The 24768-nt window shown below is 47.1% G+C and carries 17 protein-coding genes; 11 read left to right on the plus strand and 6 right to left on the minus strand.

Annotated features, from left to right (window positions below; translation table 11 throughout):
* Positions 1-127: 127 nt before the first annotated feature.
* Both MHI21_RS03580 and panB read right to left on the minus strand, forming a co-directional pair.
* Entirely contained in the window at positions 128-1051 is a 924-nt protein-coding gene (locus tag MHI21_RS03580) for a ketopantoate reductase family protein (protein WP_342419452.1), read from the minus strand.
* The gene (gene panB, locus MHI21_RS03585; protein ID WP_342420169.1) at positions 1051-1923 is read right to left on the minus strand and encodes a 3-methyl-2-oxobutanoate hydroxymethyltransferase; all 873 of its coding nucleotides are present in this window, start codon (positions 1921-1923) and stop codon (positions 1051-1053) included. Before panB ends, MHI21_RS03580 begins: the two co-directional genes overlap by 1 nt.
* 624 nt (positions 1924-2547) lie before the next feature.
* Between panB and MHI21_RS03590 the strand changes: the two genes are divergently transcribed.
* The 3 genes from MHI21_RS03590 to MHI21_RS03600 all read left to right on the plus strand — a co-directional run bounded on the left by MHI21_RS03590 (position 2548) and on the right by MHI21_RS03600 (position 4692).
* Entirely contained in the window at positions 2548-2919 is a 372-nt protein-coding gene (locus MHI21_RS03590; RefSeq protein ID WP_165178939.1) for an MmcQ/YjbR family DNA-binding protein, read from the plus strand.
* Positions 2920-3059: 140 nt separating this feature from the next.
* The gene (locus tag MHI21_RS03595) at positions 3060-3686 is read left to right on the plus strand and encodes a nitroreductase family protein (protein WP_039270528.1); all 627 of its coding nucleotides are present in this window, start codon (positions 3060-3062) and stop codon (positions 3684-3686) included.
* Positions 3687-3741: 55 nt separating this feature from the next.
* Positions 3742-4692: a ring-cleaving dioxygenase gene (locus MHI21_RS03600; RefSeq protein WP_341162323.1), complete on the plus strand. Its 951-nt coding sequence runs from the start codon at positions 3742-3744 to the stop codon at positions 4690-4692.
* Positions 4693-4785: 93 nt separating this feature from the next.
* Here MHI21_RS03600 and MHI21_RS03605 read toward each other — a convergent pair whose 3' ends face one another.
* Positions 4786-8145 carry an SNF2 helicase associated domain-containing protein gene (locus MHI21_RS03605; RefSeq protein ID WP_342419453.1) on the minus strand — a complete coding sequence of 1120 codons (3360 nt, stop codon included), beginning with the start codon at positions 8143-8145 and terminating at the stop codon, positions 4786-4788.
* A 158-nt stretch (positions 8146-8303) separates the two neighbouring features.
* On the opposite strand from MHI21_RS03605, the gene MHI21_RS03610 reads away from it, so the two are divergent.
* Positions 8304-9392, plus strand: a complete 1089-nt coding sequence (locus tag MHI21_RS03610; protein ID WP_039270534.1) for a site-2 protease family protein — start codon at positions 8304-8306, stop codon at positions 9390-9392.
* A gap of 152 nt (positions 9393-9544) precedes the next feature.
* Here MHI21_RS03610 and MHI21_RS03615 read toward each other — a convergent pair whose 3' ends face one another.
* A complete protein-coding gene (locus tag MHI21_RS03615) occupies positions 9545-10465 on the minus strand; it encodes an AraC family transcriptional regulator (protein ID WP_235307181.1) in 921 nt (306 codons plus the stop codon).
* 349 nt (positions 10466-10814) lie between these two features.
* On the opposite strand from MHI21_RS03615, the gene MHI21_RS03620 reads away from it, so the two are divergent.
* The 6 genes from MHI21_RS03620 (at position 10815) to MHI21_RS03645 (ending at position 19065) form a co-directional block, all read left to right on the plus strand.
* A complete protein-coding gene (locus tag MHI21_RS03620; RefSeq protein WP_342419454.1) occupies positions 10815-12821 on the plus strand; it encodes a beta-galactosidase in 2007 nt (668 codons plus the stop codon).
* A gap of 133 nt (positions 12822-12954) precedes the next feature.
* On the plus strand, positions 12955-14754 hold the full coding sequence (locus MHI21_RS03625; protein WP_342419455.1) for a sensor histidine kinase: 1800 nt from the start codon (positions 12955-12957) through the stop codon (positions 14752-14754).
* Positions 14751-15818 (plus strand): response regulator, encoded by a 1068-nt coding sequence (locus tag MHI21_RS03630; RefSeq protein ID WP_341162319.1) that lies wholly within the window; start codon positions 14751-14753, stop codon positions 15816-15818. The genes MHI21_RS03625 and MHI21_RS03630 overlap by 4 nt, the downstream gene beginning before the upstream one ends.
* A 219-nt stretch (positions 15819-16037) precedes the next feature.
* Positions 16038-17318 (plus strand): extracellular solute-binding protein, encoded by a 1281-nt coding sequence (locus tag MHI21_RS03635; RefSeq protein ID WP_341162318.1) that lies wholly within the window; start codon positions 16038-16040, stop codon positions 17316-17318.
* A gap of 38 nt (positions 17319-17356) precedes the next feature.
* Entirely contained in the window at positions 17357-18241 is an 885-nt protein-coding gene (locus tag MHI21_RS03640) for a sugar ABC transporter permease (protein WP_023986930.1), read from the plus strand.
* Positions 18238-19065, plus strand: coding sequence for a carbohydrate ABC transporter permease (locus tag MHI21_RS03645; RefSeq protein WP_028541047.1), 828 nt, complete (start codon positions 18238-18240; stop codon positions 19063-19065). Before MHI21_RS03640 ends, MHI21_RS03645 begins: the two co-directional genes overlap by 4 nt.
* 406 nt (positions 19066-19471) lie before the next feature.
* Here the strand turns inward: MHI21_RS03645 and MHI21_RS03650 are convergent, their stop codons facing one another.
* Entirely contained in the window at positions 19472-19870 is a 399-nt protein-coding gene (locus tag MHI21_RS03650) for a hypothetical protein (protein WP_342419456.1), read from the minus strand.
* 173 nt (positions 19871-20043) lie between these two features.
* Here MHI21_RS03650 and MHI21_RS03655 point away from each other — a divergent pair, with 173 nt between their 5' ends.
* Entirely contained in the window at positions 20044-21090 is a 1047-nt protein-coding gene (locus MHI21_RS03655) for a hypothetical protein (RefSeq protein ID WP_134904622.1), read from the plus strand.
* 268 nt (positions 21091-21358) lie between these two features.
* Here MHI21_RS03655 and MHI21_RS03660 read toward each other — a convergent pair whose 3' ends face one another.
* Positions 21359-24658, minus strand: a complete 3300-nt coding sequence (locus tag MHI21_RS03660) for a DUF5695 domain-containing protein (RefSeq protein ID WP_342419457.1) — start codon at positions 24656-24658, stop codon at positions 21359-21361.
* Positions 24659-24768: the final 110 nt, after the last annotated feature.

Below are 24768 nucleotides of genomic sequence, written 5' to 3' on the forward strand. Positions count from 1 at the left end.
TTTTGAAGTTTAATATTTGAAGTTTAATATTTGAAGTTTAATAAAGGAAAAGCAGCGGCAGTCTAAGATTTCATTATCACCTTCGAAGCTGCCGCTTCCTCTTTTAATTGATTTTAAAGTTTGAATGTTAGACGGTGTCCAATAAGTTCTCGTATACCTTTAATCGGGCATATACCGTTTCGAGTATGGGGTAAACAGTATTACTGGTTGAAGCCAATGTAAGCAGTGAACCATGTAGATGACTGGCTTCAATCGGAAGCTTTTTATGCATATCGCGTTGCATGGATGACATCATCTCTGGTCGTAAGGATTCCATCGTTTTCAGTGTATGAGCTTCCATCTCCGAATCAATCGGCATCCCTGCGTTGCGAGCAAGTGTGACAATCTCATGCAGCAGCTTTTCGTATATAGCACGTGACTCTGCCGTGGCAAGTATAGTCCCAACCGAGGCATCCATCAGTGTTGTAATTGCAATCAAGCTGGCAACGAATATATATTTCTGCCACACTTCACGCTGAATATCGTGACTTCGTGCCACTGTGAAGCCTGCATGATCAAGATGATTCAGCAGCAGTTGTGTACGCTCTGATTGCACTCCGTTCCATTCACCGAAGACGATACGGTGGAACGGACTTGTCTGAACAATAGAACCATCATGATCCAATGTAGTTTCAATATAACAAAGTCCGCCCAGCACTTTTTCAGAACCGAATTGTTTGCGCAAAAAGTCAAAATGTTCGTAACCATTTAGTAACGGAAGAATCATGGTATGATCACCGACATAAGGCTCAAGATCAAATTGCAATTGGGGAAGATGATACGCTTTAACTGAAATGATAATACAGTCGAACGGATCGGCGTCTTCACCATTTGTAATAGCACGGATTGGCGTCTGGAAATCTCCATGAACACTTCTAATAATCAGACCGTCTTTTGCCAACTGAGATTTTTTTAAAGGGCGTACGAAGAAGGTCACGTCTTCTCCTTTTTGAACAAGAAGTCCCCCGAAATAGCCTCCAATCGCCCCTGCACCTACAATCAGAAATCGCATTATAGGGTCCCTGCCTTTACTTTTGCATTCCCGTATAGTCCTTCTACTACGTTCTCATCTGCCTTAAAAACATGCTCCTCGCCTGGAAAAGAACGATTCTTCACGTCTTCGACATATTGCCCGATGCTGTTGCGAATCAAAGCACCTATATCCGAATAGGTTTTTACGAACTTCTTCTCCCGGTAAGGAGCTGAGTATTGTAGCATGTCATGATATACCAAAACCTGGCCATCACAGTATCTCCCCGCACCGATGCCAATGACCGGAATAGATATCTCCTGGGTGATGTTCTTCGCCACTTCCTCTGTCACCAGTTCCAGCACGATGGCAAAAGCTCCCGCTTGCTCCAGGGCCCGGGCATCATTTAGAAGGCGCTCAGCGGCCTGTGAGTTTTTACCTTGAATGAAGTATCCGCCGATTTGATGCACAGACTGGGGTGTAAGTCCGATATGTCCCAGCAGGGGAACGCCGGATTGAACAATTCGCTTCACAGTGTCGCAAATTTCCATGCCCCCTTCTAGTTTCACGGCATGGGCATGTCCCTCTTGCATGAGCCTGCGCACATTAGTAAGGGCTTCTTGACTACTCCCGTGGTACGTCATAAATGGCATATCCGCGACAATAAAAGTATGTTCCGCACCGCGCACGACAGACCGTGTATGATAGACCATATCATCCATAGTGACGGGCAGTGTGGAGTTATAATTAGATAACACATTACCTACGGAATCACCGACAAGGATGATATCGATCCCGGCTTCCTCAGCCAAACGAGCAGATGGATAGTCATACGCCGTAATCATACTTATAGGTGAACCTTCTTGTTTCATTTTCTTCAATTGTAAAATATGAAGTGCTTTCGAGTTTACCATGGTTGCATTCAAATCCTTTCCTACCTTTATTTTAGATCACAAAAAAAACCTTTCAGCACATGGCTGAAAAGGTCCGAAAGGCAAAAAAAGAGTCAATTTGCGACCGTTCTTTTGTCTCGGTCCTTGCGGATCAGAGCAAAATCCAACGAGTTCACCTCCATAGGCTCACACATCTACATATTGAATTACACTAACTAGAGTACCGTTCGAATGTATCGATACAGCCTCTCACGGAAGTATACCAAAATATAGGGCTGTTGCATAACATTCTCTACTATATGAACAAAACAAGCCCCTCTAACTTCCTATTCGGAAGTGAAGGGCTGTCAGCTTGCAGATACAGTATGTAAAATATCGCTAAATCTTTAGGACGTGTATGAAGTCATGGACGGTCGATAAATTCATATAGAAAGGATTGACCCTTCCGGCAGAAACGCCTTTTTGCTTGCGCCGTATAAGGCCAAGCCAAACAATGTGTGTGTGATGGTATCCATAATGACTCTCCTTTTAGCACAGTTCCCTAATTGTAGCACGGACCCGGTGTATTCGGAGTGCACGGAGGTGATATAATAGGGCGCAAATAGGTTCATAGTTCGACAACTTGGAGCAGAGGAGAGAAGGCTGGTGTTTGAGCAAATTGTAGCATATGGTCTGAGCCAAAAAGAGGCCGTTAAGGATTATCCATTTGGTGCTGATCCCCTGGTATTAAAAGTAGGGGGCAAGATGTTTGCACTTCTAACTGAAAAGGATGACATTTGCCACGTATCCTTGAAATGTGATCCAGTCATTGCGGTAAATCTGCGTGAACAAAACAAGGCGATTAAGCCAGGCTATCATTTAAATAAAAAGCATTGGAATACGATTGAGGTTGATGCTACCTTCCCACTGGAGGATTTGTACAGCATGATCGACCATTCGTATGAGCTGGTCTTTAAGAGCTTAACCAAAGCGCAACGCGAAGCAATTACGATGAGAATACGGGCAACGGATCTGTAAAGGGCTGGTGAAGCCCTTAAGTTGTATCCAAAAATACTTACTAACATTATTATAGTTTCACTTGACAGAAATCACGAATGGATATATTCTTAATTTAAAGATAATTCATTTGAAAATAATATCAAGGAGTGGAACTTAACATGAGCGAACTGGTGAATATTATTCAAGAGAGAAGATCAGCTTCTAAATTTATTCCTGATGTTACTATAGATGCAAAAGAACTAGAAGAAATATTTCAGCTGGTGAAGTTTGCTCCATCGGCTTTTAATTTACAGCATGCGCGTTATATCGTAGTGCAGGATGCGGATACCAAACAAAGATTGCATGATGAGGCAAGTAAGCAGTATAAAATATTAACGGCTTCGGCGACCATTGTAGTGCTGGGGGATACAGAGGCTTATACCAAGGTAGCCGACCTCAACGAAGGATTCCTGAATTTGGGCGTTCTGAGCAAGCAGGAATATGATAGCACAGTAGAATCGGTAACTCAGTTTTATCGCGAGCGGGGACCTGTCTTCCAGAGAGAAGAGGCGATCCGTAATGCCAGTCTGTCGGCTATGCAATTGATGTTGATTGCCAAGGACAAAGGCTGGGATACGTGCCCGATGATCGGTTTTGATCCGGCGAAGGTGCAGGAAGTACTGAATATTCCAGAGCAATTTGTACCGGTAATGATGATTACCTTGGGTAAAGAGGACGAATCGGGTCAGCGGGCACGGGGATACCGCAAGCCGGTTGGACAATTTGTCAGCTACAATGGATTTTGAAATTTGTAAATCATTTGTGTAAATAAATCAACATGTTAATGAAGGAGTGATAAAGATGTCATTGAAAACCGCTGGAATACACCATATCACGTCCTTTGCAGGCGACCCGCAGGGCAACGTTGATTTTTACGCAGGCGTACTTGGTCTGCGATTGATTAAAAAGACGATCAACTTTGATGCTCCAGAAGTATACCATTTGTACTTTGGTAATGAAGAGGGCAGCCCGGGAACGATCATTACCTTTTTTCCAGCTCCGGGTACACGCAAGGGTAAGATTGGAGGCGGACAGGTCGGGATTACGACGTATGTCGTGCCGTCCGGTGCTTTGGAATACTGGGAAAACCGTCTGCACAGCTTGAAGGTATCTTTCACGAAGGCCACTCGTTTTGGCGAGTCATTCATCCAGTTCCGAGACAACGAGGGCTTGCATCTGGAGTTGGTGGAGCGGGAAGCTGGCCCGTTGAACACGTGGACAGCAGGCGGCGTGCCTACGGATAAAGCGATCAAGGGCTTTGGCGGGGCGGTACTGTACAGTGCGGATTCCAAGCATACGCAAGAGGTGTTGGAGAACGTCCTGGGGATGACTCCAATCGGAGAAGACGCAAATGCAGGCTACATCCGCTATCAGACGACAGGTGATTTGGGCAACCTGATCGATATTCCGGTCAAAGATGTCCCGTGGGGGAATGGCGGCGCCGGTACGGTTCACCATATTGCCTGGCGCGCGCAGGATGATACGGAGCATCAGGCGTGGAACGAATGGGTTCATCAGCATGGTTTTGGGACCAGTGGTATTGTAGATCGCCAATACTTCAATGCCGTATACTTCCGCGAGCGGGGCGGTATTTTATTCGAGATCGCAACCGATCCACCCGGATTTACCGTGGATGAGGAATTGAATGAGTTGGGGCACAAGCTGATGCTGCCTGAATGGTATGAGCCTCAGCGCACCCAGATTGAGTCTAACCTGGTCCCCATTGAACCTAGAGTATTAAAACAGGATTAATCTGCTCGATCCAAACAATCATATTAGAACGAAAAAGGTCCAATGCGGGAAAATTTCTACCGTAATTGGACCTTTTTGTGCATGTGGAATTGGCTAGATCATGAGCAGTTCGCGAATCTCCAGCTCGGTCAGTGCCGAAAGGGTTTCTTGCCCCGGCTGAATGACCTGGTCGATCATGTTTTTCTTTTTTTGTTGCAGCTCATACATTTTATCCTCTACCGTACCTTGGGCGACGAGACGAATAACCTGTACGACTTTTTTCTGGCCCATTCGGTGTGCGCGGTTGGTAGCCTGCTCCTCTACAGCGGGATTCCACCACAGGTCATACAGAATGACCGTATCTGCACCAGTGAGATTCAGGCCAGTGCCTCCTGCCTTTAGAGAAATCAGGAACAGCTCGCGTTCTCCTTCGTTGAAGCGACTGCACAGCTCGACTCGTTCCAGAGCGGGAGTCTGCCCATCCAGGTAAAAGTAGGACACCCCTTCTCGAGCAAGCTCGCGTCCGATCATTTGAAGCATTGTGGTGAACTGTGAAAAAATGAGCATCCGTTTCCCGGAGCTGAGACATTCCGTAATGATCTCCAACAGCTGTTCAAATTTGGCAGAGCTACCCGTATATCCTTCGATGAACAAGCCAGGATGACAGCAGAGCTGACGAAGTCGAGTCAAACCGGCGAGAATTTTGATCCGATTTTTCTGAAATCCTTCCTCGTTGAGATGCTTCAACGTTTCATGCTGAAGCTTGGCCAGATAGGCTGTGTACAGCTTTTTTTGATCTGGCAGAAGCCGGGATACCTGCACGGATTCGATTTTCTCCGGCAGCTCCTTGAGGACATCGCTCTTAAGACGGCGCAGCAGAAATGGACGAACCCGCTTGGCGATCACATTTCGAGGCATGTTGTGAAACGCTCTTTTCCCGCCGGGAAATAGCGCGGGAAATACAACGTCAAAGATGGACCACAGCTCTTCCAACGTATTTTCTACGGGTGTTCCTGTCAGGGCAAAACGATAACGAGCTTTTACATCCTTAACAGCCTGTGCCGTCTGGGTGGCATGGTTCTTGAAAGCCTGCGCCTCGTCCAGAATGAGCGTATGAAACGATGGCTTGCTGTACACATCTGCATCGCGCCGTAGCAGCGGATAGGACGTAATGACGACGTCATAACTGGCGGCATCCCGTATGATTCGGCCGCGTTCTTCCGGGCTGCCATCTGCGATAGTGACGCGGACGTGTGGAGCAAATTTCTCCAGCTCATTCCGCCAGTTGTACACCAGTGATGCAGGGGACACGATCATGGCTGGAAGCTGCTGGCTGCGAATCTCCGGCAATACTGAGACGAGAAAGGCGATACTTTGCAGCGTTTTACCCAGCCCCATATCATCTGCCAAAATGCCCCCAAAACGGTAATGCGCCAATGTCTTAAGCCATTGAAAGCCGTAAAGCTGATAATCTCTCAAGATTGGGGCAAGCATGTCTGGAACTGGAAAGTCGAGATGGTCTGGGTTGCGTATATTTTCCAGTAGCTGGCGAAAGGTTTTACCCAAAGTCAGATTTTTCCCATGATCGTGAGGATCAATTAAGTACAGTCCTTGCGTGACGGGAACACGAATTTGTGCTGCATCCAGATCACTTTTGCGGATACCTGTTTCATTCATGAACCGAATCAATTCCTTGTACTCTTCTGTTTCGAGCGGCAGCAAGGCACCATTCGGCAGACGGTGATATTTCTGTTTTTCCTCTAACGATTTGAGCAGTTTGCGAATTTCCGGTTCCGGTATGCCCTCCATATCAAATTTAAATTCAAGCCAATCTGTACGTTCATCCCACTCCGCCCGTATCCTTGGGGTAGGCAGAGTATTGTTTATTTTCGCTTTGACTGCACCTGTAGCATAGACATCGAGCAGCTTTTCCAGTTGCGGAACAGTATGGTACAAAAAATCATACTCTGCATCTTCATTTTCCATAAAATATCCGCTGTCTGTTCTGGCGAAGGAGCTATGCTCCATCAGCTCCAAAATCCGCTGCTCCTGTTCCCCATCACGTATCAGAATACGGTCGTTACCAGGAGTTCGTGGATCTGTTTCCAGCGGGTTGATGATGATATCCCCATATTGGAACTCCAGCCCTGCCAGCAGCTTGTCTCTTACCCGGTCCAGATATAGCTTTGCCTTCAATGGCTGCTGTGTGACCCGATCTGAGACGGACCGAGTCATATGAACACGTCCGAGCTTCATTAACCCGGGTACAACCTTGTCCATAAAAGATTCCATCTGCTCTGGCGCAATCTGAACTTTTCGCCTGTGGTGTACTTCTACCATCCGTTTTAGCTCGGACAAACGCCGTAAGGGATCGGCTTTCTGTTTGACAAGCTTGCCATCGGCAATGACGACACCATAGTCTTCCATGATGGTCAAGTCATCTAATCCTTGTATGCTTAGCTGGTAGCCTTCGATTTCGGCCTCATCAAATTCAAATTGCAGCGGAAGCATCAGGTCGGACTGGGGAATACCCTCGCTCATGTTTCCGTGAATTTCAAAGTAGATGCCCTGTGCTGCTGTCAGCAAGGGGAGCAGCTTTTCCCAAGCCGCAGGCGGGATGAGGAGCATTCGCTCGCCGCTCATATGACTACCGGAAGATGAATACGTACCTGAGGTTTCCCGAATCATACGCTCATGGTGGCACACCTGGGATAATTGCTGGAGAATAGCGTCATGTTCAGGTCGGAAGCGGTATACCTCAGGCTCGTATGAGAAGCTTTTCGTGAACATGTAGCTATCCCCACGGTCAATACTATCCAGAAACGGACGAATTTTCTGGACGATATATAATCGTTTGGGGCCAGCCTTCATTTCTACACCAAACATATATTTTTGGTAACCGTAGGCAAAAGGCCGGATGACGAACTGAAAATCCAAGACCGCGCGAGTATCCAGCAGGGTAGGCGTGCTGCGAAGCGGTCGCTTGCGGGCAAATAGTTTTAACATACTGTCGGTCAGCTGGAGATCCCCTTGTGTGATGTCAGAGGATCGTGCCGTTCTAGCAGTGTGATCATATGGAGCATCTGTAGATGTGTACATCCCGTCTGAATCCATGCTTCCTGCTGTATCTGGGGTAGTACCGGGATGAAGTCTGGAGGCGTAGGAGCGTACAGACAGACTTTTTCCACGGCGTATATCATGCGCGTTAAGGAGAACAGCAGCGATATGCTTACAATATCGTCCGGTGTTCTGAAATGTGCTACAGGTGCATTCTGCTCGGATACTTCCATTGGATCGGATCATCGCCGCAACAGCATAAAAGCTGCTTCCTTTGACCGTAGCTTCGTATACACCTTCATCATGATCTATTTGTGTAAAGGCCACTCTTTTGGCCCGGTAATAGGCATCCCCGTCGTCATAAGCGGCTTGACTGCATAGTTGTCTGATGGCTCGCCGGGTAAGTTCAAAACTCATGATTCGTAATCCTTTCCTGGGTTATTCCGTTTTCTTACATGATAACAGAACAGACAGGAGGATGAACACTTGGGTGCTTATCTGTGGGTTAGAGAAGTTTTTACAAGCTGCACATAGCAGGATACAATGGAAGTGTTAAAGAAAGGAGACGGATACCTTTGCAAAATGAAGAGAAAAAGACCGATTCCAAATCCGGCTCATCCAAATGGTACCTTGGTAGTGCAGCAGCATTGCTTCTTCTGAAAGGCAAGTCGTTACTTGCCCTTTTAAAATTCAGTAAATTTGGCGGTGCGCTGATATCTATGGCGATAACGATTAGCACATATGCGATCATTTACCCGTGGGGATTTGCGGTTGGATTCGTGTTGCTGTTGTTTGTGCATGAGCTGGGACATGTATGGGCTGCCAAGCGCAAGGGGCTTCCCGTGTCAGCACCGTTATTTATTCCTTTTCTCGGTGCGCTGATCACAATGAAACGGCAACCTTTGGATGCGCAGACAGAGGCTTATGTAGCCATGGGCGGCCCGTTACTGGGGACGGTTGGGGCTATGGCGGTATACGCAGGAGCCTATGCAACAGGCAGTCCCCTGTTGTATGCGCTCTCGTATGTCGGTTTTTTCCTGAACCTGATCAACCTGCTGCCGATTCATCCACTCGACGGAGGACGGATTTCCACGGCAGTGACGCGTTGGCTGTGGCTGGTGGGCTTATTGGGTGGAATTGTAGTCGTAGTATATTTAAAATCCTTTTTATTTTTCTTCATATGGGCGTTCTTTGCCTACGATTTGTACAAAAAATATGTTAAACGCAATAAAGGAGAGGTCAAGATCCAATCCTTTTTGCAAAAGCCGCTGGTGAACGTACAGCATCTGTATGAGCAAGGATATCCACTGCCCGGACCGGAGCACACACGCAGATTATCCTTTAATACCTACTCGGATTTGGAGGGGCAGCAATATGTGACGGTGTATATGGAAAGTTTGGATGTGGAGCAGACACTTAAGCTGCCGCAGCAGTGTCTTGTCCAGCATGTATGGCTGAACGGTGTGGAACATATACCGACGCCGGATGCGTACCAGCTCAGATTGCTGTGTGGGATTGATTACATTCCGTTTGAAAATGATAAATATTACGAAGTGCCGGCATCATCGCGCTGGAAATTTGGCATCAGTTACTTAGCTTTGGCTGTATTCCTAATGGGGATGATGTATGTGGTGCACCAGCATATAGGGGATATTAGGCTGTGATCTGAATAATGAGTGTTTGGTCAAGATTTTAGATCATTAAGGCAACGGTACAGCTTATAGAAAATAGAGACAAAAGAGCGCGACAACCGCGATATTCGGTGTCACGCTCTTTTTTTGGTTGAATAACACGGTGGAGCTTTTGCTATCCGTCCTTATATCTTAATCCTTTGCTCATCAGTAATCGGTTTTAACGTCTGGCGGTATTTAAGTGGGCTGGTGCCTGTCCAGCGCTTGAACTGCCTGCTGAAATGAGCCAGACTGGAGTATCCGAGCAGGGAAGCTACCTTGTTGAGTGGCAGATTGGGCTGCTGGATCAGCACCTTAGCCTCATGCAGTTTGGTCTCCGATAGATAGTGACGTGGAGAATAGCCGTATACCTTGCGGAACACTTCCTGGGCATAGCCGGGACTGATCCCGAGGGAAGCCGCCACATCTTCAAGACGGAATGCTTGCTCGCCAGATTCATCTTCCCGATAAGGCTTAAACCTTGATTGAATGGCTTCCATGATGGCCTTGGCATATTGAACGGATGAAGGCGCAATTCTGGGCTCCAAACCGGTAGATATCATTTGCGAGAATATCCCGAATAGCTCAAATAAGGCAATTTGCATACGAAAACGGTCTGCTGTCGTATATTCTCCGCTTTCCTGCACCATGCCAATCCAGCTATGGACGACCTTTTGCAGCTTGGTATTTGTTTCAGTACCCGCTGGAAAAAAGAGCTGATTGCTCTTAATCATTTCCTGACGGAACAATGGATCATCGACATTAAAATGAGAGCTAAAATAGTACATGCCGTTTGGGGAAACACATTGACTCACATGCTTGAAACCCGGTGGAATAATTAAAATATCACCTTCCCCAACCGAATATACGTTATTTTCCATAATCGTTTCCTGACGACCTTCTAAAATGAGTGCAATTTCAAAACCGATATGAGATTCCTCCGGCATGCACCAATCTGCTTGGACCCGGTGAATATGGGCGCCAAAAAATTTCACATTCCAGTCAATAATGGGCAGCCATTGGCAATCATGAAATAGAGCTGGATCAACATCAGGATTTAATATCATCAGATCACCTTCGATTAGGGCAAATTTTACACCGCTTAGACAATCTCATTGTATCTAACATTTAACTATAATAAAAGAGCGTTTACAAATGCTATAGTATAAGCTTTTATATATAAAAGAAAGCGCTTGCTCTACTGTTTATACGGATTATGTTGGCATATCTGTTTCTATTATCGGTACTTTATTTCGTACTAGCCCGTATATGGGATGCACTTAGCGCTCCGATCTTCAGCGTGATCATTGACCGGGCCAATCTAAAGAGCGGCTTGGTTCGTCTATATCTTGCACTTCGAAGCGACTGGAATCGAATTTTGCAAAATCCTAACGAACCTAATTGGAGGACGACTTGATGAAAAAGCTACTGTACGGTGTTGCTTATTATGATGAATATATGCCATATGACCGTTTGGACCAGGATATCCAAATGATGAAGGATGCGGGCATCAACGTGGTGCGGATTGCCGAATCCACTTGGAGTACGCATGAACCGCAAAACGGCGTGTTTGATTTTACTTCTGTGGATCGGGTGCTGGACGCCATGCATAAAGCGGGCATTGAAGTCATTGTGGGAACGCCCACCTATGCCGTACCCACATGGCTGGTGAAAGAGCATCCCGATGTATTGGCGACAACGCCTCAAGGTCCGGGCAAATATGGAGCTCGCCAGATTATGGACATTACGAACCCGGTGTACCTGTTCCATGCCGAGCGAATCATACGCAAGCTGATTGGGCGGGTGAGTCAGCATCCGGCGGTTATTGGCTTTCAGACGGATAACGAGACGAAGCATTACAACACGAGCGGGCCCAATGTGCAATTGCAATTTGTAAAGTATCTGCGGGGGCGGTTCGAATCGCTGGAGGAGCTTAACCGCAAATTTGGTCTGGATTACTGGAGTAATCGCATCAATAGCTGGGAGGACTTTCCTTCGGTGGTCGGAACGATTAATGGAAGTTTGGGCGCAGCCTTTTCCCAATTTCAGCGCAAGCTGGTGACGGACTTTCTGGCATGGCAGGTTGCGCTGGTGAATGAATATAAGCGGGAGGATCAATTTGTTACGCAAAACTTTGATTTTGAATGGAGAGGTCATTCCTTTGGTGTTCAGCCAGACGTGGATCACTTTGCGGCATCGCAAGCCTTTGATGTGACTGGGGTGGATATTTACCATCCATCACAGGATGACCTGACTGGCATTGAAATTTCCTTTGGTGGCGATGTGGCGCGTTCGACGAAAAATAACAACTATCTAGTGCTGGAAACGGAAGCGCAGGCCTTTACCCACTGGGTTCCCTATCCGGGGCAATTGCGTCTGCAAGCGTTCAGCCATCTGGCTTCCGGGGCCAATATGGTGGCATACTGGCACTGGCATTCCATCCATAATTCTTTCGAAACCTACTGGAAGGGTCTGCTCAGCCATGATTTTGAGCCGAATCCTGTGTATGAGGAAGCACAGACCATAGGGAAGGATTTTGCAAGATTGTCTCCGCATCTGGTCAACCTGAAAAAGAAAAATAAAACGGCGATTCTGGTCAGCAACGAAGCATTGACGTCGATTGACTGGTTTAAATTTAATATGAGTAGCCCGTTAAATTACAATGACATCGTACGTCGTTTGTATGACGAGTTGTATAAACTGAATATCGGGATGGATATCGTTCATCCAGGTACAGAATCGTTTGACGACTATGATCTCTTGATCGTCCCGGTCCTCTATTCTGCCCCAGACGCACTACTGGAGAAGCTGAACCGATATGTGGAAAAAGGTGGTCATGTCGTATACACATTCCGAAGCGGATTTACCGACGAGCATGTGCAGGTAAGAACGTCTCGGCAGCCGGGCGTGATTAGCGAAGCCTGCGGCATTCATTACAGCTTGTTCGTGGAGCCAAAGAAGGTGACGCTTAAGAATAATCCTTTTGAGGTGGCACCAGAGGACAATCAGGTAGATACGTGGATGGAGCTGATTACCCCGACGACCGCCGAAGTATTGGCCTATTACGATCACCCGCATTGGGGAAAATATGCCGCGATTACGCAAAACCGCTATGGTCAGGGAACAGCGACCTACATCGGCTGTGTCGTCAGTCCGGCGGTCATCCGTGAACTATTCAGCTCTGTAGCCAAAAAGGCAGGAGTATGGGGACTGGATCAGCAAGCGTCTTATCCGATCATTGTTAAATCCGGCACGAATGAGCTGGGACGGAAAATCCGGTACTATTTTAACTATTCCGAACAAGCAGGCTCGGTGGTATATTCGCATGGAGACGGCAAGGAGCTGATTGGGGAGCATGCGGTTACCCAAGGACAAACGCTTACATTAGAGCCTTGGGGTGTTATAATTATCGAAGAAGCGTAAATGATGAATAGTGAGCCGAAACCGACTCACGAATAATATCATATAGGTATTCTCCGGGAGTATCCGGTACATGAAGCGCCCCTGCGAATTGCGGGGCGTTTTCGCATATGGCTGAATAGAGGAGTGCATCGCTATGACAACCCGAGCAGTCCACTGGTTCCGGGCGCTGACAGCCCCGTATCGACGCAGCATTCAGCTCAAGCTGATCTTGACGATGATTGTTCTATCTGTGCTGCCGGTCATTGCTGTCACGGTGCTGGCTGCGGAAAAAAGTAGAGCTTCCATGGAAGCTGAAGTAGTAGAGACGAACATGTCCAATATGAAATGGACGGGGATCTATATCAGCGACCAGCTAGATCGTCTGAATCATCTGATTTACAGTATTCAGATCAGCCCTGATCTGAGCGATTATTTGAATGAGCGCGAGCCTGACAATCTTTCAAGCCAATTTAATGCCCAGCGAAAAATGCTGAATACGATGGCGAATGTGTATTATTCGGCCGGAAGTCATGTGATCGGCATCCAGCTTTATTTGAAGCAATCGCAAACCTTGTTTACCTTCAATAGTATGCAAAATGAAATTACGACAGTGAGCGGTATTCCCCCACAGTATGCCGAGATGTGGCAAGCGAATAAGGATTATTCGATTCGTCCAAGCTTTGCTGACCCGGAACGCTTTATTTTGACGCGCAGTATTCGGCGTTTTGAAGACCAGAAGCAGACGGGGGCTATTTCTTTGGATGTATTGTGGTCGCAATTCGATCAGACGCTGGGCTTGCTGGGACGAGGGGATCAGCATCAGGTGCTTATTACAGATGCAGATGGCGGAGTTATGTATCCAGCACAGGCTCGGCAGTCGCCTCCTCCTGCAAGTGTGCTGTCAGCTCTTCGTGACGTTAAGCCGGGTCTCGGGATGATTCAAACTGCTGAACATTATGTGTTCTATAATGATCTGGATGTAGTTGGGCTGAAGCTGGTCAAAATCGTACCCACTTCCTCCATTAACCACAGCGCTTTTTCAACGATGCTGTATGGTATTATCGTCGGCGTGATTTCAATCTTGGTTTCCATCTGCATTGCCGTTTTCATCGCATGGCGGACTGCACGTCCGATTGTTCATTTGGCGCGTTCCGTACAGGAGTTGGATATGATCAAAGGACCGATTGGACAGCCAAGTACACGCCCGGATGAGATTGGGCTGCTGGAAAGAAGTCTGCATGGGATGGCAGGGCGAATTCGCAAGCATATTCAGGCGGAATACAGTATAAATTTGCAAAAAAAGACGGCTGAATTGAAAGCGCTCCAAGCGCAGATTCATCCACATTTTCTGCAAAATACGCTGCAAATGATCGGAAGTATGGTGTTTTCGCAAAAGCCGGAGGACACCTATGAAGTCATTCGGTCGCTGAGTGAGATGTTCCGTTACGTGGTACGGGAACCTCAGGATTTGGCCTCTTTACGCGCAGAGCTCGACCATGTGGGACACTATATGCGCATCCAGCAACGGCGATTTCCACAAAGATTGGTGTTTCGGGTGGAGACGGAAGAACAGGCGATGGATATTCGATTGCCTAAGCTATCGCTTCAGCCATTGTTGGAAAACGCGTTTCAGCACGGTCTTGATCGAAAGGCGGGGGCATGGAGAATGGGAATTCGGGTGGAGATTATGAAAGAAGATGTGTGTATTACGGTTTGCGATAATGGAAACGGCATGGCCCCGGACAAGCTGGAAAAAGTACGGGCAAAGCTGGAAAACGCGTCGGAGGAACCGATCTGGGCGCAGGGTAGTCATATCGGATTGAGCAATGTGTCTTCACGCATACGGATGAATTTTGGAGTGCGCTACGGAGTGACGATAGATAGTGAGCAGGGAGTCGGTACACGTGTCACTATCCGCATTCCATTTACCTCAGCAGAGGAGGGAAAAGTATGATCAGAGTATTAATTGTGGACGATGAGCCATGGAACCGCGATATTCTAAAGACATTTGGCACATGGGAAAAACTTGGAATGTTGGTAGTGGGTGAGGCTGAAGACGGAGACGAGGCGTTCAGGCTGGTCGGGGAGTTAGCTCCCCATATTGTGATTACTGATATGCACATGCCGGGTGCGGACGGAGTGGAGCTGCTGCAAGCGCTAAATAACCATTGTCCTGATGTAAAAATCATTGTCGTGAGCGGATATGATGACTTTGCGTATGCCAAACATGCCATCCGTTACAAGGCCGTCGATTATTTGTTAAAGCCAGTCAATCCTGCAGAGCTGAATGCAGTGTTGCTCAAATGCAAAAACGATCTGGAGGTCAAGGCTGCTGAACAGCAGCAAGAAGCGACGGAGCTGGATTATGAGTTTTTTCACAAGCTGACCCGGTATAAGCAACTGCTGCGTCTTTATTTTAATGAGTTGAACCGTGACGGGGTGAATATAACTTGTAGGCAGGTTATGCAGGAGCTGGAGAGTTATGGAGCACCAAGTCCACATATGCTGGGCAGACTGGTGCAGGAGCTTCTTTCCCTGCTAAAAGAGCTCGCAGCGGATAACGGGCTAGATACTTCTACGGCAAAGGCAGGATTCCCACTGTCGCAGGATGCCGTATCCTCTGTAGAACATGCGCTGGAATTCGTATCGTCGTGCTATGTTCAGGAACTGGATCAGCTCATTCGGCAGCGGAAATACAAAAACAAACTGAATTTAGAAGAGGTACGGCGATATATCGACAGTCACTTTGCTGGGCCGATTACACTGGAGCAGTTGGCAAAAAACTTTTTTGTGAGTAAAGAGTATATGAGTAAGGTATTTAAGCAGGAGTATGGTCAAAATGTAACGGACTACATCGTAGAGCGAAGAATGGAAAAGGCGCGGGAATGGCTGGTCAATAAACAGATTTCAATCAAAGCAGTCGCGGAGATGGCAGGATATGAGGATGTGTCTTATTTCTATCGGGTATTTAAAAAGCATTTTGGCATGGCACCCGGTGAAATGAGGAAGGAAGTTTAAAAAAGTCCAATCCAATAAGCTAAGGGCGTCCAATGGCAGAAGTGATCTCTCATTCTATAATGAAAGCGTATACAAAACGAGCAGTACAAAGGAATTTGACCTTTATGAAGTTCGCACAGAGCTGAATAGAGGTTGAAGACCGGCGGCATAGCTGCTTTGAATAACAACTGATTTGCCGATGGGCAACGGTTATTTTCAAAATAGGGGAGGTCATTTTTCATGAAAATGTGGAAATGTGTATTGAGCACGATGCTGGTTGGCACGTTATTGGCCGGGTGTGGAGCGAATTCTTCAGGCAGTGACAGCAGCGGTTCCGGTGGAGACGGCAAAACGGTGAATCTCAAAATGTTTATTGCTCAGCCCCGTTTGAAGGAGCACTACGATAAATACATTAATGCTTTCGTAGCGAAAGAGAAGAAAGATAAAAATATCGACGTTACGGTGCAACTGGAGATGCCGCCTGCTGACAACGCCGCACAAATTTTGAAGACAAGACTCGCATCCAACGATGCGCCGGACGTATTTGCATTGCACGCGGTGAATGAAATTCCTCCGTTTTATAAAGCGGGCTATTTGGAGGATTTGTCCGGTCAGCCTTTTGTTAACAAATTGATGGATAGTGTGAAGCCTTCGGTGACAACCAAAGACGGAAAGGTCGTAGCGGTTCCTTTAGAAACGATCTCGTGGGGCTACTTGTACAATAAAAAGATATTTAAGGATTTGGATTTGCAGCCGCCGGGAACGTTGACCGAAATGAAGGCTGTGGTTGAGAAGCTGAAAGCGAATAATGTAAAACCGTTCCTGTTGTCTTACAAGGAATCCTGGATTCCACAGCTGTTCGTGCCTCTGACAGCAGGTGCGATGATGAACACACAGAACAAAGATTTTATCGAACGGATGAATCAGGACCAAGGCTCCTTTTCCGAAATGAAGAGCATGTTCGATATTATTGATCTGGTGAATAGCAACGGTACGGACAAGGCGCTGGAAATCGGCGGGGATGATGGATCGGCTGCGTTTGCCTCGGGTAAAGCGGCGATGTGGATTCAGGGACCGTGGTTTGCGGAAACGATTTTAAAATCGGATCCGAAGATGGATTTTGGGGTAGCACCGCTTCCGATTAATGACGATCCCAATGCGACATTGATTAATTTGTCCACTTCGACTTCGCTGGCTGTATCCTCCACAAGCAAGAACAAGGAGGTTGCGCTCGATTTTGTTAACTATGTGCTGGATGACAAGGATTCTAGCGCGTTCTATGAAGCATTGAAATTTAACCCGATCTCCAAAGTGCATACGTTTAAAAGCTATCCTTGGGTTAATGACGCTACCGAATATGTGAAAGCAGGCAAGTCGTACCAAGATCCATCTATCCCGCAAGCGGTCAAGGACGAGGCAGGCAAATCGCTACAATCCTACTATGCAGGCCAACTCACGCAGGATGAAGTCATTAAGGCGCTGGATAAGGCATGGAAATCGTATAACAAAGTGAACAAGTAACGGTAACCTATAGAATTACACCAGGAGGGAGAGACTCCATGCCTTTTAAAATCTATAAAAAATACGTCATGCTACTGGCGTTTACGGCTCCGGCGCTGATCTTTTATGCTATCTTCCTGCTCATTCCAACGATCAGCGGCATGTACTACAGCTTTACAGACTGGAACGGATTGAATCCCAATTACAGCTTTATCGGCTTGGGGAACTTTGTGGAATCGTTGAAGGAAGACCCCGATTTTCTTAATTCCCTTTGGTTTACTCTTAAATACGTATTAGTGATGATTGTGCTGCAAAATGTACTGGCACTGGCATTGGCAGTGTTGATTGAGTCGCGTACACGTACCAAAGGATTTTTCCGGACAATATTTTTCATGCCCAATATGATCAGTACCATTATTAGCGCATTTATGTGGACCTTCGTTTTTTCTTCCGTGCTGCCACAGATCGCCGAAAAGACGGCTATCGCCTTTCTGGGCCAATCGTGGCTGGGCGATCCGAAAGTATCTTTCTTCTCTATCATTATTGTGTCGCTCTGGAATGGTGTCGGCTATATGATGATCATCTATCTGGCTGCGCTTCAAGGTGTACCACAAAGCTTGAAGGAGGCTGCTATTATTGACGGGGCGAACGCATTTCAGACATTGCGAAGCGTAACGATGCCGATGATTACTCATGCGATTACGATCTGTTTCTTCCTGACGCTGAATGGTGCCTTCAAGGTGTATGAGGTCGTATACGGATTGACTGGCGGGGGGCCGGGGCGCAGTACACAGGTGATTACGATGAACATTTATGAGGAGGCCTTCTCCAACAACTTCCGTTATGGTTATGCGAGTGCCAAATCCGTTATTTTGTTCGCGATCGTTCTAATCTTCACCCTGATTCAGCTGCGTGTCATGAAGAAGAGGGAGGTGGAGGCATGAGGCTGAAGAAAGCCAATTCCTTGCTGGTTACGCTGATTCTGTGCGTGGGCGCTGTCGTGTCCTTCTTCCCAATCTACATGGCGGTAATTAACTCGTTTAAAACACAGGGTGAGATGTTTGCATCCTTTACGACGCTGCCGACGAAGCTTCACTTTGAAAATTACAGTCAGGCTTTTCATCAGACTCATTTGCTGAACAGCGCCCTTAATTCCACGATTATTTCTTTTATCGGCATTGGTGGCATTGTGATCTGTTCGGCACTGGCAGGCTACAAGCTGTCTCGTACACAGGGGAAACTGAGCGGTGCGATTTTCTTCCTGTTTGTCGCATCGATGCTGGTACCGTTTCACTCTATTATGATACCGCTTACGCGAATGGCAAAAGATTTGTCCGTTCAAGGCAGTACGTACGGCTTGGCCCTGATCTATATCGGCTTGGGTGTGAATATGGCGATCTTTTTGTATCATGGATTCGTCAAATCCATCCCGCGTGAGCTGGAAGAATCCGCACAAATGGACGGCTGTAATGAGTTTCAAACGTTCTTTCGCATTATATTTCCTTTGCTGCTGCCAATCACAGTTACCATCGCGATTTTGGATTTTCTGTGGATTTGGAATGACTTTTTGCTTCCATTGTTAATGCTGACGGATGTGAACCATTACACCCTGATTCTCTCGACCAATATGCTGTTTGGAGAGTACAACAAGGATTGGTCGCTTATTCTGGCCGCACTCGTGCTGACCTCCATCCCGGTTATCCTGATCTATGCATTCTTTCAGAAATTCATTATGGAGGGCATCGCAGAGGGAGCGGTTAAGGGATAAGGTGAAAGCCTTCCTATCAACAAGGAAGGCTTTTTCTCTGATTCAGCTTTTTTCGCGCCAACGTTTCAATAAAAAGATAGGAAGGGTTACAAACGAAATTGCAAAGGCTACAATGATCCACCACTGAGGGTCAATGATATACAACACGACTCCGATCAGCAGAACTGTTGTTATTAAGGAAATTCTCACTTTCAACATTGTTCTCTTACTCACCCTAGCTTCTAATTTTGGCAACGTTATGAGGGTGATTGCAGTTAACGCAGCAATAAATATGGAGGTAAATGAATTATAGATAATATCAGCTCCTTGATCTAATTACCCACCCAGGATTGTTCGGAATTAATGTGATAAAACAGAAACCCCCCGCTGAGGAAGGCTTTTGTTTTGGAACGACGCACATCCAACGTTACTTCGAGAAAATACTTATAATAAAAAATAAAAGCGAAATGATGATCAAAGTTAGATATATACTGGAAATCCGTTTTCCGATTGTAGCTCCAAACTCCTTAGGATTTTTATATCCAATGATTAAACTGGGAATAAAAAAAATACTGGATAGATAAATGGTGTAGTGAAACCTAGTATTATCAACACTGTTAGACCAGGCGGGCAATCCTAAAAAGGAAAGCAACTGGTCTCCCAATATGTAATTGCCAAATTCGAAAGAAACAGCCATACCAAGAAGAGATAAAAGCAGTGAAAGTGATCCCCAGCCTATTTTTTTTCTGTTTTTTCTCAACAATTCAAAGATAATCAGTAAAATTACAATGGCTTGTATGCTGTATGTCAACATGATTGAAAACATAAAGTACCTCCTTGAACATTAAGATCCAATGATAAGATGTCAATTTCGGAAATGAGTATACCATTTTTTGGAATGTTTTCATATGCTTTTCAATACAGCGATCGTAAGATCAAATGGAACGTGAAGCGTCTCTAGCCATACAATATTTCATCTGAATGTAAAAGGAGATGATTATGTTGGCTACCTTCTCGGCCGCGCTTCAAGTGAAAAAGCGGATGGCCAAGCGAGTCTTAAAAATGTCCGGTGTCCACGGCATTGGCGTAGGATACAGGGACCCTGCCCATCCCAAAAAGGGAGCCGCTGTCATTGTGTATACGGACCGTCTAGCGTCGGCCTCTACTGGACTCCTGTCGGCCACCGCCTTAGGAAAGAAAACGAACGTTCCAGTCCGAATTGTAAAAACTGGAAAGATCAGAGCCAATGCCACGGACTACAAAGTGCGCATACGCCCGGTCATCGCCGGCTACAGTGTCGGGACGATTGAAGGCTCTGGTTCAACCGGACTCATCGTTGCCCCAACTGGAGCGCCGGCGACGCGTTATCTTTTTAGCAATAACCATGTCCTCAATCCCTCCAATACAGACAATCGGGAGGCTACAATACAGCCAGGCGGAGCCGATGGGGGGACGGTTACTCAGGATCGTATAGGAAGGCTGTATCGTTACGTACGCTTGAATCCCACCGGTACAAACCTGATTGATGCGGCGCTTTCGCTTCCGACCCGTAACAACCTACTCAATCCGCGTTACGCTACGGTAGGAGCGATTCCAGGTCATGTTACCGCATATCGCATAGGAGAAAGATTGAAGAAGGTTGGGCGTACGACCGGACGGGTCAATGGCACGGTAGAGTCCGTCTATACGGACCTGCAAATCAATTATGGCGGAGAGTTGGGCCTGCTGACCTTCGAAGATCAGACGGTTATTAGAGGTACGACTCCCGTATCACTACCTGGGGATTCTGGCTCTGTATGGCTCAGACAGTCAGATAATTATGCAGCTGCGGTCAACTATGCAGGCACGGCAGATGGTCGCTTATCCATAGCCTTTCCGGTGCAGTGGGCGATGCAGGTATTCAACACACGGGTAGCCCGCCCCAACGGGGCAGGCAGGGTGCTCAGGGTAGATACAGGTTCTTCCCCTCGCTCCTATACTAGGCAACTCACCAGTGAGGAACTGGTTCGCTTAAGACCAAGAACGACACGCATTAGACGAAGCTAAACGTCCTACAGATGGAAAAGCTGCCGCTGATCGTCCCGATAAAGCGGTCGCTTTAAAAGCTTTCGAAGGACTGCTTGCTTCGGAAGCATCATCTCCCCGGATGTCTCCCCTGATTATAGACTTAACTTAAGTAATCCGGGGGTGGAGCTAATATAGGAAGAATCATTCACGATACCAATTATTTATGACGATAATGATTCACGACGCAAATCATTCACGGTACAAATCATTCATAATCTAAAACGTTAACGGCATGAATGAATATATTCTAATCTGCTCCTTCAGCATATGAATGGGCTCCCACATCATGGGCTGTAATGGTGCTGCTTGCCGAGGCCAAGCCCCGGATTTCCTGAGCGGTTAGGGCTCTGTTGTAAATAATCAGTTCATCCACTGCACCGTTCAGGTAGGGATCATCAAACTGGGATTTCCCAATGTAGTTCCGGTCTGTCAGTCCAAGGCTGGAAGGCTTGAGCGTCATGTTCGTGTTACGCGTCGCCTCTACACCGTCCAGATACATCATTCCAGTATTGCCTGACAAAGTCACGGCGACATGCTTCCAAACCCCTGTTGCCAGCTCTGGTGCATTCAACTGTTGTTCCTCTCCGTTCCCCGAGACGGTGATAGCAAAACGCATACCGGTTCCCTCGGCCTTGGGTGTCAAAAACATATACCGATCCGTGCCTGCTCCAAAATCAAACAGGCGTGCCCAGCCGTTATGCGTGTTCACCCGTACCCACGCGGCAATCGTAAAGTCATTTATGCTGCTAACGATACCACCGGGCAGGCTAGCATAGGCGTCTGTACCGTTAAAGTGCAGGGCATTGCCTTTCCGTCCGACTCCCCACGCGCCTCCACTTACACTGGCCTGCTGTCCATAACCTGACGAATCGGCTGCGGTAGATCCGGCCGTTTCGTCAAATTCATAACGGGCTACAATGTCTCCGACGGGAGACGGGTTGTCTGTACTCGACTGGATACGGATATCATAGTTGGCTGCCGTACCGATATTCAGTCTGACCGTGGTCGCAGAGCTGTTAGCAGCCGTGACTGATCCGGTTTTTGTGCCGTCTACGAGCACGTCATACGTACCTGCCGCGAGTCCGGTCAAGCTCATAACGGTAGTATGAGTCGTGCCTGGGGTCATATTTTTCAGTGTCAGGCGGATATTGTTCTTGGACTTGGACACGTTGGCCAAGCTATATTGGTCCCGATTCAGCTCCACACTCAGCTTTTGGGTGATCAGATGCAGTCGTTGGAATACACCGTCCTTTGGAGTGATCGCGTAGCTGTTATTGCTTTCCGTAACGTCACATCCATAGCCGAACAGGCCGAATATTGGATCTACAGCCACATCCGAGCTTAGGATTTTAATGTCTCCAAACAGCCCCAGGTCGGCTTCCCCGGACATGCCGCGCCATCCGTTAAAGAGGGGACCGCCGTCCAGACCGAGTGCGCCATAATTGCCCTTGCCCGCCTGATATGTCCACGATACCGCCCCGATATTGGCAGGATCAGAGCTGATCTGTCCCGAGTTAATCGCCCCGATGTTCGCCAGCTTGGCGGCATAGGACAGACGCTGATCCACTTCAGGCTTGGACGAATGCCGACGTGTCCAGTCATCCATCGCATAGCCGGCCAGTGAAGTGGTGTACTGGAAGTTCCACCAATTCTCTCCGGTGATGGTGACCGGATCGGCGTAATAGTACCAGACAGGCATATGACCGCGTGCAGCACGCGTTTTGGCGTTGATTTTGCTCATCATGGTCGTGTTGTTGTTCATTTTGGCGAGTGTATATACGGCTTCTTCACCTGTGTTGTCATAGTTATACTCAGAGCCATAAGGATAGGTGGTGTTTTTGAAATTGTTGTACTTGGTAGCCATTTTGGCAATCAGGTCGTTAGCCTCGGTGGTCAAGCCTTCTTCCTGAAGCGCTTTAATAATATCAGGTGTAGTTAGCTCACCCATGAGTCCCGTGTTCCAATTATAAGCAACAGGGCCTTCATACAACGTTTTAAAAATACGATAAGCACGTAGCAAATATGTGTTTTTGCTATTGCGATAGCTGATCAGGTTGGGATACAGCTTGGCAAGTTTATACATGCTAAAAAATGTATTATAAATGTGCGGATAGGCATAGCCCCGGTACGTTGGTGTCGTATTAGGCTGCGGCATCAGGAAATCAGGAACCAGATAATCGGTATGATGGCCTTCCATCAAATTCATCCAGATGGCCACCTCCAAATAATCATCGACTGCCTTGATTTCAGATGCTACGGGCTTCTGAACGTTTTTCTCCGCCAGAAACTGGCCGTGAGTTAGTCCCCAATCATCACCCCAGCCCCAGTAGCCAGCAAAGCTGTTGCGTTTGGCCTTGTATTGCATCATCCAGTCATCAAAGACCTTGTCCCTCAGGTCGCCCGGCACGTTCCATTGGGTGCTGTTGACCATGAAGGTAGAGTGACGCTGAAGTGCAGCTTCGACTGGCTCGATGGCATAGAACTGGAGAACGGTTTTTTCGCCGTTACCATAGTTTACAGTAATATTGTTATGTCCCAGTCGTCCCAGGGTAAGTTCATATATTTTATGGTTTGTAGGGGCTGTTTCCAGATAGCTGATGGTCGTTTCGGACGGATATTGCGCTGTGACAGAGGTAATGGATTTGCTGGTATGCAGATCGAATTTGGCCTTGAGATTGGTCGGGACAATCATACCCGGAACCACGGTCACATCCACATGTCCCTCACTGTACAGCCTGTCCTTTACAGCCTGCTCGTCCGCTACTTTATAAAATTTAAAGGCATACGTTTTGCTTTCACCAGGAGCCAGCCACAGACTGGTGCTTCCGAGATAACCACGGTTGGTGCTCTTGATGACATTGGAGTGGATATAGAACACATTCAGTCCTTCGGACCAGCCGCCTTGCTCCATAGCCCAAGTGCTGCCGGGATGCTCCTCAGTTCTCCAATGGTCCTGATATTCGAGACCAGCACCCGTTGAGGCATCAGGGATTAGCAGTACATACGGTCCGATGCCGCTAGGTCGTCCGGCGGTAATAAAGGAGCTATTATGGCCTACAAAGGAGTGTGAGAGTACTCTGGTTTCATAAATTTGTTCATTATTGCCGCCGGACCAGTACTCGTTAAACGGAAGCGGCAGTCCCCAATCTCCGATTTCCAACGTTTGATTAGAGGCGTTCGTTACTTTCATTTGCCAGTGCAAATAATCGTTAACCAACGAATAAGTTTCATGTAAAATGAAATTACGTATTCCCTGATTGTTTGATGAATTCTGATAGGCTACCTGGACACTGTTTCCAGAAGAGGTGATCTGGCGCGCATCAGCAGAATTACTTGTCCATGCCCGAGTCCACGCTCCGTTGCCGAGACGATAGGTGAACATCAGTTCACCTAGCCACTGATGATCCGACGTATTCTGTTTAGGTGCGTTGGAACTGTTCATGACATAGTTGGTATTAAAAGTGTCCCCTACCAGCCGTAAGGAAGAGAGATCGCCGTAATCTCCGACAGAGATGGAGAACACTTGATTAGATAGCTGTACTGCCATGCTATCAACCTCCTAACAAAGGTTCGTGAGCGTGCTCACAACGTTAATATATGTGTGAGAAATACTTTTGCTACCCTATGTATGAGAATTGATAGAAAATAGATTCATAT

The organism is Paenibacillus sp. FSL H8-0168 (assembly GCF_038592955.1).
Taxonomy (GTDB): domain Bacteria; phylum Bacillota; class Bacilli; order Paenibacillales; family Paenibacillaceae; genus Paenibacillus; species Paenibacillus polymyxa_B.

Bases quoted from the DNA above. Each gene is read 5' to 3' on its own strand.
- MHI21_RS03580 (WP_342419452.1), bottom strand. From the start codon at position 1,051: ATGCGATTTCTGATTGTAGGTGCAGGGGCGATTGGAGGCTATTTCGGG.
- panB (WP_342420169.1), bottom strand. From the start codon at position 1,923: ATGGTAAACTCGAAAGCACTTCATATTTTACAATTGAAGAAAATGAAA.
- MHI21_RS03595 (WP_039270528.1), top strand. From the start codon at position 3,060: ATGAGCGAACTGGTGAATATTATTCAAGAGAGAAGATCAGCTTCTAAA.
- MHI21_RS03600 (WP_341162323.1), top strand. From the start codon at position 3,742: ATGTCATTGAAAACCGCTGGAATACACCATATCACGTCCTTTGCAGGC.
- MHI21_RS03605 (WP_342419453.1), bottom strand. From the start codon at position 8,145: ATGAGTTTTGAACTTACCCGGCGAGCCATCAGACAACTATGCAGTCAA.
- MHI21_RS03615 (WP_235307181.1), bottom strand. From the start codon at position 10,465: ATGATATTAAATCCTGATGTTGATCCAGCTCTATTTCATGATTGCCAA.
- MHI21_RS03620 (WP_342419454.1), top strand. From the start codon at position 10,815: ATGAAAAAGCTACTGTACGGTGTTGCTTATTATGATGAATATATGCCA.
- MHI21_RS03625 (WP_342419455.1), top strand. From the start codon at position 12,955: ATGACAACCCGAGCAGTCCACTGGTTCCGGGCGCTGACAGCCCCGTAT.
- MHI21_RS03630 (WP_341162319.1), top strand. From the start codon at position 14,751: ATGATCAGAGTATTAATTGTGGACGATGAGCCATGGAACCGCGATATT.
- MHI21_RS03635 (WP_341162318.1), top strand. From the start codon at position 16,038: ATGAAAATGTGGAAATGTGTATTGAGCACGATGCTGGTTGGCACGTTA.
- MHI21_RS03640 (WP_023986930.1), top strand. From the start codon at position 17,357: ATGCCTTTTAAAATCTATAAAAAATACGTCATGCTACTGGCGTTTACG.
- MHI21_RS03645 (WP_028541047.1), top strand. From the start codon at position 18,238: ATGAGGCTGAAGAAAGCCAATTCCTTGCTGGTTACGCTGATTCTGTGC.
- MHI21_RS03650 (WP_342419456.1), bottom strand. From the start codon at position 19,870: ATGTTTTCAATCATGTTGACATACAGCATACAAGCCATTGTAATTTTA.
- MHI21_RS03655 (WP_134904622.1), top strand. From the start codon at position 20,044: ATGTTGGCTACCTTCTCGGCCGCGCTTCAAGTGAAAAAGCGGATGGCC.
- MHI21_RS03660 (WP_342419457.1), bottom strand. From the start codon at position 24,658: ATGGCAGTACAGCTATCTAATCAAGTGTTCTCCATCTCTGTCGGAGAT.